Here is a 12,390-nt window from a genome sequence, read left to right as displayed (position 1 = left end):
GAGCCAGGTTGGAAAAAAGGGGACGTGGAAAAAAGGGGACGGGGGTCTTTTAGGAAAAGACCCCCGTCCCCTTTTTGCGTGGGTTGGTGTGGCGACGTTAGGTTGCCGTCGGCACCTTGGCGTCCAACTGCACGGGTGCGGGGCCGCCGCTGCATCCACAGCCCGTGCCGCATTGTTGCAGTCGTTTTTCGATCTGCAGCGATGTCGGTGTGGTTGCCAAGCCGCCCAGTGCAGTGCAGCGGTGTTCGCGGGGCATGCGTTCGGAAACTCGGCGTGCCGCGTCGATGGTTTCGTCCAGTGGAATGACGGGATCGAATCCAGCCAAGCACATGTTGGCACATGAGATTGCGTTGCTGGCCGCGATCACGTTTTTGCCCAAGCAGGGGACCTCGACACGATTGGCAACGGGGTCGCAAATCAAACCCAACATGTTTTGCAGTGCCATCGATGCGGCGCCGGCGGCCTGTGTGGTGGTTCCGCCCGCCATCGTGACCAGTGCTGCCGCGGACATCGCTGCGGCCGAACCGCCTTCGGCTTGGCATCCGCCGACTTCGGCAGCGAAGCTCCAAGCGGTCGCGATGAACACGCCGATCAAACCGGCCGCCAGAAACGCTTTGGCGATTTCTTCGTCGGAGAGAGACAGGGACTCGCCCATCGCCAAGCAGGTTGCAGGCAGTGCCGCGCAGGCTCCCGCAGTGGGGGCGGCAATGATGACGCCCATTGAGCTTTTCACTTCCATCATCGCGGTGGTGTAAAGCACGATTTGGTTGAGTGCACCTGCATCAAGCAGTTGTCCCGACTGCAACTTGTCGCGAAAACCGCCGGACTGGTATCCGAGCACTCGGTCGGCGTACTCGGTGCCGTTCAGGCCGGACTCAATGCTGGTGCGAGCGATCTGGACGATCTCGATCATGCGGTCCAAGACTTCACGCTCGGTCAAACCGCCACGCTGCATTTCATATTCGACCGCCCATTTCCAAAGTGGCTTGGAATCCACATCGGCTTGCGATGTCAGTGTGTTGCAATCTTGGAACGGGAGTGTTGCGTTGGGGCGCGAGCGGATGGGAAGCACTGGTGCCAGGTGCACCATCGGCTCGATGATTTTCCAGGGCAGGGCGGTTTGCAACGCGGTCGAGTCGAGTGGCCTGCTCGATTGAATCTGCAGCATCACATTGTTGTCCAGCGTTCGCACGTGAACGCAATCGGCTGACAATGCTTGAGCGAGGGCGCCGCCGTCGAGCGACTGAATGGTTGTGCTGGAGGCGAGTTCATCGAGGCGAACGAGGGTCTCGTCAAAGCCACCGTCCATGGAGACCTCGAAGTCATCGATTGAGGTGACTTCAATCATTCCCCCGCCGGTTGAGATTGCGATCAAGGTGTGTGATTCTTGCTCGCCGCAAACCGTCAGGCGGTAAGTGTTCGGATGAGCGTCGCCGAAGTCGCCGTATTCGAATTCAAAGGCGATGCCATTGTCGATCAAGTGTTGGCGAGAGTTGGGCAGGCGTTCGTCGTGGGCTTCCCATCCGAGCAGCCCGCCGAACAGGCCCATGTCAGATCCTTGGCTGGTGTGGGTCGCTGGCAGCGATCCGGATTCGTCGAACTGGATCAGCACATGCTGGAGATCGCCTCCCACCAAGTCACGGGCCAGACGCCCAATGCGGAGTGCCGCGGCGCAGTGCGAACTGCTGGGGCCACGCATCACTGGGCCGATGACGTCATTGAAGATGCTGACGGTCATGGAATCGCTCAACTGCAGCAAGAAAAGGAGAAGGAGGAAGCGAAGACTCTGACTCAATTGATTAGCTGCGTCAAATTATCGGCGGTTCGACGGCGGCGGATGGATGCTTGTTTCCCCTAAGGGGTCGATTCGGGAGTCGTCGGCGTTGTGCGTTTGGTTGTGTGGCGAAACGTCGGGTTGTGTAGCGAAACTCGTCAAGGGTTTCGACTGGCTCAAAGAACTCTCCATGCCGCCGTGGCCAAGGACCATGGCGGCATGGAGAGTGGCGGCGTGAGGGGGGCCATGTCCGTCGGTGGCGCTGTCGCATACCGACGGCTACCATCTGCCATCCCTCCCGGGATGGAAACTCGCGCAACCATAGTGCGTCACAACCCCAGACATTTGGGCAGGTACGCAGGTGTCATCGGGGATGTGAGCCGTTTGGCGTTAGCCACGGTTCCCACGCAAAACCGGGGCGAGCGCTGGGCTGTCAAAAGGTTGGTATTGACGCGGAAAATGCGACGTTGATTTTTGTTCTGTCCTACGCCCCAACGGGGCAGCTCTAAGATAGCCCCAGGCATCGCCTGGGGTTTCGTTACGGAGATTCCGACAGCAGCCCCAACGGGGCGGCCCTAAGAAAGACTCCCCAAAACCCGCTAGGACCGCCCCCGTTGGGGCTTTGTAATCTTGGTCCCGCCACAACCCAGGGCGTTGCCCTGGGCTGGCATAGGGCTGCCCCGTTGGGGCGAAGTCGAGGAACAAAACCTGCGCAGTCCAAAGCGGTGTCAATACCAACCTTTTGACAGCCCAGGCGAACGCTCAAACGGCTCGCATGGTGGTGCGCGATCATTCCTGCCGACCTGCTTAGAAGAACATCTGCTGCGTCAGCTTCAGGTTCTTGGAGGGGGAGATTCGCAGCGGCTGAGTGGCGAGATAGCGGTCGGCACAGATCAGGTGCAGTTGATCGCCGAGGCATTCGCGGTGCGTTCGCAGTGTCACGTCGGGATCGTTGTTCTCGTCGGAAAGGTGAGCCAAGCAAGCCCACTGCAGGTGCTCGCTGGCGTGCGAGATCACTTCCGCAGCTTCCCGGTTGGAGATGTGCCCGCCAGAACCCGAGATGCGATCGCGAAGGAAGTCGGGGTAGGCCGAGGCGGCCAACATGCCTTCGTCGTAGTTGCTCTCGATGAGCAAGGCATCCAGCGTGTTGACACTGGCGAGCAGGTCATCGAAGACGCATCCCAGATCCGTCCACAATCCAAATCGAGAGCATCCGTTGTCGAGCGTGAAGGCGGCTCCGTCGACACCGTCATGCGGCGTGGGCATGGTTTCGATGGAAGTCTCGCCGACGGTGAATGTTTCGCCGGGAACGAAGTGCTGGATGTCTTGGACCGGGCCAAGTGGAACACGGTGCTCAGTCGCTCGCAGGGTGCGCCGGCTGATGTGAATCGGCACATTCAGTTTGCGGTTCAGGACGCCCAGGCAACCGATGTGGTCGCGGTGCTCGTGCGAGATCACAATGGCATCGATTTCCGATGCGTCACGCCCGGCTTCGTTCAAGCGTGTTTGGACTTTGCGGAAACTGATTCCCGCATCAAAGAGCAAGCATTCCGAGCCCGTGTCGACGAAGACACAGTTGCCGCTGCTTCCTGATTGCAAACACAGAACATCCATGCGTGCAATCGTAGCAGGTTCTCAAGCGATGTTCGACAACGGGTTTTGAACGCCGATTGCCGCGTTTGAGCTGGTAGCAAACGCTGCGTCAATGCTGAAATGAGGTTTCCGTCTGAAGCGACACTCGTCAAGAGTTTCGACCGTCAGGAGATCTTCGAAAGTCTTGACGACTTTCGCTACGTCATTCTCCGGAAAATAAGCTGCATCGGGCCACGAGCGAGTTCTGGCGAATCTGGTTTTGCCGAACGACTTTTGTTCGCATTTCAGTGTGCAAGCGGATCAGTCCTTCGACTTCTTCGCTTTGCTGTCGCCCTTTTTCGCATCGCCTTTGGGTTCCGCCTTGGGTTTGTCGGCGCTTTGGCCTTTTTTGTAGCTCTCGCTGCGGTAGTCGGTTTGGTAGAAGCCGCTGCCTTTGAAGACGATGGCGGCCCCGGTTCCAAACTGGCGTTGCAGTTTGTTCTTTTTGCATTCCGGGCACTTCTTCAGCACTTCGTCGTTGATGCCTTGGAACACTTCCAACTCGTGACCACAGGCTTCACACAGATAATCGTAAGTCGGCATAGGAAGGGATTGAAAGAAGAAGGGAGAGGGAGGAATGGTTTCAAAATCGAGTCGGTGATCTTCGAAATTCTTGACGACTTTCGCTACGGATCAGGCGGAACCATCACCGGTGCTGACGACGACTTGAGCCGGACGCACAACGCGGTCGTGCATTTGGAAGCCAGGTGTGGCGACGTGAGCGACCATGCCCGATGCAATCTCGGGATGAGGCATCTGCGAGATGGCTTCGTGAAAGTTCGGATCGAACAGTTCGCCTTCGGCGGGGATCTCTTTGATCGCGTGTTTGGCCAGCACATCATCGAGTTGCTTGCGAACCATGGAAACACCTTCGATCAATCCGCCGACGGATTCCCCTTCCCCCGCAGCCTTTGCCGCGTCGATTGCCCGCAACAGATTGTCCCGGACTTGGAGAATGTCGGTGACCAGCGGCATGCCAGCAAATTTCAGTTGGGCTTCGGTGTCGCGGCGCAAGCGTTTGCGGAAGTTTTCCGCTTCGGCTTGGGCTTGCAAAACACGCTTGTTCGCTTCTTCCACTTCGCCTCGTAGACGCATCATTTCTTCATCGCGAGTTTCCTCGCCGGCCTGCGTGAACGCTTCGTCGTTGGAGGCGGAATCGTTTTCAAACGAAGCGTTGGCTTGCGATTCCAATGCTTCGTCTTCGGATTGGAATTCTTCTTTGGATGGTTCGTTCATGAGTCTTTCTCCGTGTCGGTTGAGCCGGTGTTGGCGTCTTCCGGTTCGGGGTCAAAAAAGTGGCGAAGTTTGTCGAGAAACGAAGTGCGTTCGGGAAGCACGGAGTCGTGGTCGAGTTCGGCCAATTCGCGAAGCAATTTTTGTTGTTTGTCGCTGAGCTTCTTGGGGACTTCGATGAAGACCTGGACCAGCAAGTCGCCGGTTCGTCCGCTGCGAGGGTCCACGATCCCCTGGCCACGAATGGTGAAGACGTGCCCGGTCTGTGTTCCGGCGGGGACGGTCAGTTCGTGCGGTCCATCGAGAGTCGGCACATTGATCGCAGCGCCGAGTGCGGCCTGGGCGTAGGAAATGGGCATCTGCAAAATCAGATGCTGGCCTTCGCGTTTGAACAGGTTGTGTTCTTTGACGGAGATGAAGCAGTAGCAATCGCCGTTGGGGCCGCCATCGGGGCTGGGTTCGCCTTCGCCCTGCAAGCGGACTCGCATGCCGTCGTCGACCCCAGCAGGGATCTCGACGTTCATCTCGGCTTTTTCGTTTTGTGTTCCCGTGCCACGGCACTTGCCGCAGGGTTCGCCGATTTGTTTGCCGGCTCCTTTGCAGGTCGGGCACGTCGTTTGGACACGCAGGATGCCTGCCGATTGGATGACTTGTCCCTGCCCGCCGCACATGGTGCAGGTGACGGGTTCGCTGCCCGCGGCGGCGCCACTGCCGTCGCAGGTGTCGCAGGAAACGCGGCGTCGGAAGACGATGTCTTTGTGGCATCCCCGAGCGGCTTCTTCCAAAGTCAGCGTGACATCGCAGCGAACATCGGCGCCGCGTCGAACGCGTCGTCGTCCGCCACCGCCTCGCCGGGAGCCTCCGCCGAAGAAGTCGCCAAAGCCGCCACCGAACAGGTCGCCGAAGGCTTCGAAGATGTCCTCGACATCGCCGTATTGTTGCGTGGTGCCTTCGACCCCGGCGTGGCCGTATTGGTCGTAGCGGGCTCGCTTGTTCGCGTCGCTAAGGACTTCGTAGGCTTCGGTGGCTTCTTTGAATTTTGTCGTCGCGGAATCGTCGTCACGGTTGCTATCGGGGTGGTACTTGATAGCAAGTTTGCGATACGCGCGATCGACCTGCTGCTTCGTGGCCGTTCGCTCGACCTTCAGCACTTCGTAGTAGCAGGTTTGGGTGGCCATGAGGAATCAAACAGTGTGTGTTCGTGGTCGGTGATCACCTCGGCGCCGAGTCGTCCATCGGTCCGGCAGGGATGAGATGGAAAGACGCTGGGAGGGTCATGAAAACGGGCCGCTCACCGATGGCGAACGGCCCATTTATAAATTGCAGTGCCGGAGGCGGAATCGATGATCCCGTCCTTCGACGCTGGCGAATTTGGAAAGGCGATTAGCTAATCATGCCTTCGACAGGACGCTTGTCCTTGTCTTCTTGCTCGAAGTTCGTGACCAAGGCTTCGGTCGTGAGCAACAAGCCTGCGATGCTGGCGGCATTGGTCAATGCGGTGCGAACCACTTTGACCGGGTCGATGACGCCGGCTTTGACCATGTCGGTGTATTCGCCCGTGTGAGCGTTGAAACCGATCTTAGGATTGTTCTTTTGCAAGACTTCGTCGACGACAACGCTGCCGTCGATGCCGCCGTTGTCAGCGATTTGACGCATGGGAGCATCCAAGGCTCTCAGGACAATCTCGACGCCGACTTTTTCGTCGCCTTTGGCCTTCTTCTTGGCTGCTTCCACGGCTTCGCGGCAGTGAACCAAAGCCACACCGCCACCAGGCAGGATGCCTTCTTCGACTGCAGCGCGGGTGGCGTGCAAAGCGTCTTCCAGGCGAGCCTTGGTTTGCTTCATTTCAGCTTCGGTTTCGGCACCGACGCTGATGACAGCCACACCGCCGGCCAGTTTGGCCAAACGCTCTTGGAACTTTTCCTTGTCGTAATCGCTGTCCGTTTGCTCAATTTGAGCGCGGATTTGAGCGACACGTTTGTCGATGTCTTCGCGTTTGCCGGCACCTTCGACAATGGTCGTGTTCGACTTGTCGACGGTGACTTTCTTCGCGCGACCGAGGTGTTCCAGGGTGACGTTCTCGAGCTGCATGCCGAGGTCTTCGCTGATCAGCGTTCCGCCGGTCAACGTGGCGATGTCGCCCAGCATGGATTTGCGACGATCGCCGAAGCCAGGAGCCTTGACCGCACACACGTTCAGCGTGCCACGCAATTTGTTCACCACCAACAACGTCAATGCTTCCGCGTCGACGTCTTCGGCGATGATCAGCAAGGGCTGACCGGTTTGAGCGGTCTTCTCGAGCAACGGCACGAGGTCGCGGATGTTGCTGACTTTCTTTTCGTACAGCAACACCAACGCGTCTTCGAGGCTCGCTTCCATGGTGCTGGAATCGTTGATGAAGTACGGCGAGACGTAGCCTTTGTCGAACTGCATCCCGTCGACGTATTCGACCTCGGTGTTCCGGCTCTTGCCTTCTTCCACGGTGATGACGCCGTCTTTGCCGACTCGTTCCAGCGCGTCGGCGAGCAATTCGCCGATCACGTTGTCGTTGTTGGCCGAGATCGCACCGACGTGAGCGACTTCTTGTTTCCCGTTGACTGGGCGTCCCATTTCAACCAAGTGATCGCAAGCGGCTTCGACAGCCTTTTCGATCCCGCGACGAATCGCGGTGGGGTTGCTACCGGCAACGATGTTTCGCAGGCCTTCTTTGAAGATGGCACGAGCGAGCACGGTGGCGGTGGTGGTTCCATCGCCGGCCAAGTCGCTGGTCTTTTGAGCGACTTCGATGACGAGTTTCGCACCCATGTTCTCGAAGCGATCTTCGAGTTCGATTTCTTTGGCAACGGTCACGCCGTCTTTGGTCACGGTGGGACCGCCAAAGGATTTGTCGATGATCACATTCCGACCGGTGGGGCCCATCGTCGTTGCGACGGCCTTGGCCAGTTTTTCAACGCCGGCCAACATGCGGGCCCGAGCGTGATCGTCAAAAAGCAATTGTTTTGCCACGACTGAATTCCTCGTAGATGTTTTGGGGTGAAAGAACGAACCGGATCAGCCGATCTTGGCCAAAATATCGCTTTCGCGAAGAATCTTCATTTCGTGTCCGTCGACTTCGATTTCGCTTCCGCCGTACTTGCCGTAGATCACGACGTCGCCGACCGAAACGCTGAGTTCACCGCGGTTGCCGCTATCGAGCAACTTGCCAGGTCCAACAGCGACGACGGTGCCGCGTTGTGGCTTTTCTTTGGCCGAATCGGGGAGCACGATGCCGCCAGCGGTGGTTTCTTCGGCTTCGCTGGGTTGAACCACGACGCGGTCATCGAGAGGACGCAGGTTGATTTTTTTAGCAGTGGCCATGAGTTGATTCCTGTGAGTTGAAAGTTGAGTTTGATGTGGGGGTGAAAAAAGGATTGAAAGGAGGGTCGCGGGCAGCGGCTTACATCATGCCGCCCATGCCACCCATGCCTCCCATTCCGCCCATGCCACCCATTCCCATGCCGCCCATGTCTGGCATTCCGCCGCCCATGCCGTGATCGTGATGATCGCCACCGGCTGGTTCTTCTTCGACGGGGATTTCAGCGACCAACGATTCGGTGGTCAGCAACAAAGCGGCGACCGATGCGGCGTTGGTCAGCGAGGTGCGAACCACTTTGGCGGGGTCGACGATGCCGGCTGCGACGAGATCGCAGTACTTGTCAGCGTTGGCGTCGTAGCCTTCTGTTTTGCCCTTCATCTGAAGCACGCGGTTGACGACCACGGCTCCGTCGAGGCCAGCGTTGTTGGCGATCGCCCGCATGGGCTGATCGAGCACGTTGCGAATGATTCGCACGCCGAGCTTTTGATCGCCTTCGGTTGCTTTTTCCAGTTTTTCAACGGCAGCACGGCAACGCAGGAGGGCGGTTCCGCCACCGGGGACGATGCCTTCTTCGAGTGCCGCTTGGGTTGCGGCACGCGCGTCGTCGATGAGGGCTTTGCGTTCCTTCATCTCGGTTTCGGTTGCTGCACCGACGTTGATCTGAGCCACACCGCCGGCGAGTTTCGCCAAACGCTCTTGCAGTTTTTCGCGGTCGTAATCGCTGTCGGTCGCTTCGATCTCGCGACGGATTTGAGCGACTCGGCCTTCGATGTCAGCTTTCTTGCCAGCACCACCGACGATGGTGGTGGCTTCGCTGTTGATGCGAATTTGCTTGGCGCGGCCGAGGTCGGAAACCTTGACGCTTTCCAGGTCGATGCCGAGGTCCTTGAAGATCGCCTTGCCGCCGGTCAGGGCAGCGATGTCGCCGAGGATGGCTTTGCGGCGATCGCCGTAACCAGGAGCCTTCACAGCACAGGCCGACAGGATGCCACGCATCTTGTTGACGACCAAGGTTGCGAGCGCTTCGCCTTCGGTGTCTTCGGCGATGATCAACAAGGGCTTCTTGGCTTTGCTGATCGCTTCCAGCAAAGGAATCATCTTCTTGTTGTTGCTGATCTTCTCTTCGAACAAGAGGATGTAGCAATCGTCCAATTCGACGGTGACATCGTCTTGGTTGGTGACGAAGTGAGGCGACAAGAATCCGCGATCGAATTGCATGCCTTCGACAACGTCGACGTAAGTCTCGTTGCTGCGGCCTTCTTCGACTGTGATCACGCCGTTTTTGCCGACTTTGGTGAAGGCGTCTGCGAGGACGTCACCAATTTGTGGGTCGTTGTTGCCGGCGATCGTGGCGACTTGCTTGATGTCGCTCTTGCTCTTTTCGTTGATCGGGGTCGCCATTTTGGCGATGTGAGCGATCGCGGTGTCGACAGCCTTTTGGATGCCGCGAGACAGTGCCATGGGATCGGCTCCGGTCGCGACCATTTTCAGGCCTTCGCGGAAGATGGCTTCGCTGAGCACCGTTGCGGTGGTCGTGCCGTCACCAGCCACGTCGTTGGTCTTGCTGGCAGCTTCTTTGACCAGTTGAGCACCGAGGTTTTCGAATGGATCGTCCAGTTCGATGTCCTCGGCAACGGTCACGCCGTCCTTGGTGACTTTGGGGGAGCCCCATCCTTTGTCCAAAACGGCGTTGCGGCCGCGAGGGCCAAGTGTGCTGCGGACAGCACGGGCCAGCTTGCTGACGCCGGCAAGCAATGGGCCGCGTGCGTCATCGTCGAAAACGATCTGCTTTGCCACGATGTAGTTCTCCTGAGGTGGTTTGGATCCGACAGGCACGCGGGGTTGGACGATCGCAAAGTGCGAGTCCAGGCGGCCACGGATTCGATGCCAAGAGGGAAAGAGACGGGGGAATGTGTTCGGGTCGAACGAGGCGGTTCGGCCATTCGGGCACGAATGCGTTCGTTGGGGCTCGCAGGTAGCAATCGCCGTACCGAGCGTTTTGGATTTGTTGTAAGTCGCTAGCTGTGAGTGGGTTACGGAATTGGTGTGGTTGCCAGGCCAAAGTCAGGGGCCTGGTTCTTCGGTCCGCGGTTGCCAACGTGGCAGGAGGCCCTTGGAGGGCGTGAAATCACCACGTGTCCGGCCAGGATCTTTCCCAACCGCTGCAATCGTTTCGACCGGCAGCCAACGGCCCGAAATGCTTGCCAAGCGGTGAACTGCCGCTCAAGAATCATTGACCTTTGGGCTTTCAAAACCTTCACTTGCGGCAACTGCGCGTCGTTGCGTGGTTTTCAAAAAGTTGAGTTCGAGTTTGATCTGGCCCCTGAGATGCGGTCGGTCAGTCCGTTCATCCCGATATGATTCAAACCTGATTGGTTGTGCTGATGCGTTGGTGTCATCGCCGATATGTGTTGCCGTTTGCCGTCCTGAGCCAGTTGGTGGGCTCCTTTGCCGCGCCCGTTGCCAACGCGTGCTGCTTGACGGATTGGCTGTATGGCAAGCAACCCGCTTACGTCGCCGGGTACACGCCGGTCGTGGGTGCGCCTGTCACAACGATCACCACGATGCCTGGGCCCGCCATGGGGGCTCCCGCGATTGCGCCTCCGCCTGGTTATGCCGCCAATTACCCGGGCTACACGGCGGGTTACACACCGCTGATGACCGCCGCGCCAACTTCGTCGGTGTTGCCGCTCAATCCGACCAGCATTTACACTCCGTCGCCGTCTTATTCGTTGCAGCGTCCCGCTTACGGAGCCGTGCCGCTGGACAATCCATCGGTCTACACCGGGTTGCCGACCGCGAATTCACCCGTCGTTTCGGGGTACCGAGGCGCCGTTTCCACGGGCGCCAACTTCATGGGGGCGGGCAACGTGTATCCCAACAGCAGTTACGCGGCCAACCCCGCAGGTGTCCAGCCCGTCACGGCCTATCGGCCCGCCACTGGTTATCCACCAACGACCGGTTACCCCACCCCAATCCGAAGTGGACTGTCGCGGTTTTTCAATTCGTTGCTGGGCACGGGCTATCGCAGTTCCTATTACACGGCACCGATCACCTACTATCGGCCTGCCACGACGTTGGATCCTGTCACCGGGACCACGGTCACGGTTCAACGAGCGTGTGATTCAACCGTTCAGCAGTTGCAGCGAACCCCTTACACCACGTTCCAAGGCATGGCATCGCAACCCGCCATGGTCGCTCCCACCACGATGGATCCGTGCATGACCACGGTCGATTCGTGCGGCGTTGCGACTTCGGTGGCTCCGGTCACCAGTCCCTACGGGGCTTCGCCTTACGCGGGCTCGCCTTCGACTCAGTTGGCACCTGCCGGGTCGTACGCGGCTCAGCCGAGTTGGGGCGGTGCGCCGTCCGCTTCGGCAATCCCCAGCACCATTGATCCGAATGGCTACGGCGGAGTCGCCCAAACGGGAGACCTGCAGCCGATGGCGCCGCCAGCTTCGGCTCCTTCGAACTTGCAGCCATTCGACGCTCAGCAGCAAACGCTTTCGCCGTTGACGGGGTCGCCCTACGCCAGTGAACCGTCTGTTGAGTCGCAGCCTTCGCCGTCGGATCAGCCGCCTGCATCGCAGTACCGTTACAGCATCGAGCCACCGGCTCCGTCGAACAGTCCTGCCTACGATCCGCCCGAAGCGGAAAGCAAGGATCCCAGCGATGCCTACGACAGCTATCGATACCAAAGCGAACCAGAAGAGCAGGGTGGCAGCGAAGGAAGCACTCCAGACTCGCTGGACGACTACCTCAGTCGAAGCCGGCAAGAGGTCCAGCGGGATCGCGAGGACTTGCGACGTTTGACCGCCGGAAACACTTCTGCCAATCCGTCTGCCGCTCCTCGTGTGCGACCCATTCCGGCACCGGAAGGTTATCGCCATGCGTTTGACGAAGGTTCCGCTCCAGCGGTCGCACCGGTTGCCCGTCCGAGCACTTCGCCGGTCCGTTCGATCCCTTCGCTGACACCGCCATCCACCTCGGGATCGGGGCAATTGCAGGCACCTGATTTGTTGCCTGCCCTGCCGCCTCCACCTCGCACCAGCGGTGGAGCTTACGAGCAAGCTCAATCACGAACGGTTCCTTCGTTGGAGGAGGAAGGTCCGGTTCAGTGGGGATACAAAGTCCGTGAAGCGTCGTTGACGGAACGTCGGCCCTCGATGCCAGAAACGACTGCGTTGTCCGAGCCTGCTGGCGACTACCAGCCTGTTCGACAGCCCGTTCAAGAGCGATTGAATCGCGTGCAAAATCGACGTCCCGCCTTGGCTCCCGTCCAGGCGACTCCTCGGGCTTTGCAACCTGCCAAACCAAAAGCCACCCAGCATCAAGAGTCGGGCTGGCACGCACTGAATCGCTGAGCCTGGTGCTGCGTCACAGCTTCGTCGTCTGG

General features: G+C 58.9%; 9 protein-coding genes. 1 reads left to right on the top strand and 8 read right to left on the bottom strand.

The features are described from left to right. Window positions 1-97: 97 nt before the first annotated feature. The 8 genes from UH5x_RS14845 to groL (UH5x_RS14810) all read right to left on the bottom strand — a co-directional run bounded on the left by UH5x_RS14845 (window position 98) and on the right by groL (UH5x_RS14810) (window position 9,791). Window positions 98-1,738 (bottom strand): L-serine ammonia-lyase, iron-sulfur-dependent, subunit alpha, encoded by a 1,641-nt coding sequence (locus tag UH5x_RS14845; protein WP_047817466.1) that lies wholly within the window; start codon window positions 1,736-1,738, stop codon window positions 98-100. Between the two features lie 843 nt (window positions 1,739-2,581). After that, window positions 2,582-3,388, bottom strand: coding sequence for an MBL fold metallo-hydrolase (locus UH5x_RS14840; RefSeq protein ID WP_047815669.1), 807 nt, complete (start codon window positions 3,386-3,388; stop codon window positions 2,582-2,584). 279 nt (window positions 3,389-3,667) lie between these two features. Further along, window positions 3,668-3,949, bottom strand: coding sequence for an FmdB family zinc ribbon protein (locus tag UH5x_RS14835; protein ID WP_482632846.1), 282 nt, complete (start codon window positions 3,947-3,949; stop codon window positions 3,668-3,670). 90 nt (window positions 3,950-4,039) lie between these two features. After that, a complete protein-coding gene (locus UH5x_RS14830) occupies window positions 4,040-4,642 on the bottom strand; it encodes a nucleotide exchange factor GrpE (RefSeq protein ID WP_047815671.1) in 603 nt (200 codons plus the stop codon). Further along, window positions 4,639-5,817 carry a molecular chaperone DnaJ gene (dnaJ, locus tag UH5x_RS14825; protein WP_047815672.1) on the bottom strand — a complete coding sequence of 393 codons (1,179 nt, stop codon included), beginning with the start codon at window positions 5,815-5,817 and terminating at the stop codon, window positions 4,639-4,641. Before dnaJ ends, UH5x_RS14830 begins: the two co-directional genes overlap by 4 nt. Before the next feature lie 205 nt (window positions 5,818-6,022). Then, window positions 6,023-7,645, bottom strand: coding sequence for a chaperonin GroEL (groL, locus tag UH5x_RS14820; protein WP_047815673.1), 1,623 nt, complete (start codon window positions 7,643-7,645; stop codon window positions 6,023-6,025). A gap of 45 nt (window positions 7,646-7,690) precedes the next feature. After that, window positions 7,691-7,996 (bottom strand): co-chaperone GroES, encoded by a 306-nt coding sequence (groES, locus tag UH5x_RS14815; RefSeq protein ID WP_007330007.1) that lies wholly within the window; start codon window positions 7,994-7,996, stop codon window positions 7,691-7,693. A 79-nt stretch (window positions 7,997-8,075) separates the two neighbouring features. Next, entirely contained in the window at window positions 8,076-9,791 is a 1,716-nt protein-coding gene (gene groL / locus UH5x_RS14810) for a chaperonin GroEL (RefSeq protein ID WP_482632845.1), read from the bottom strand. A gap of 587 nt (window positions 9,792-10,378) precedes the next feature. On the opposite strand from groL (UH5x_RS14810), the gene UH5x_RS14805 reads away from it, so the two are divergent. After that, on the top strand, window positions 10,379-12,358 hold the full coding sequence (locus tag UH5x_RS14805) for a hypothetical protein (RefSeq protein ID WP_482632844.1): 1,980 nt from the start codon (window positions 10,379-10,381) through the stop codon (window positions 12,356-12,358). The last annotated feature ends 32 nt before the right edge of the window (window positions 12,359-12,390 follow it).

The sequence above is a fragment of the Rhodopirellula sp. UH5 genome, assembly GCF_056839225.1.
Note: the sequence above shows the minus strand (reverse complement) of the source record. Positions and strands in the feature narration are given on the sequence as shown.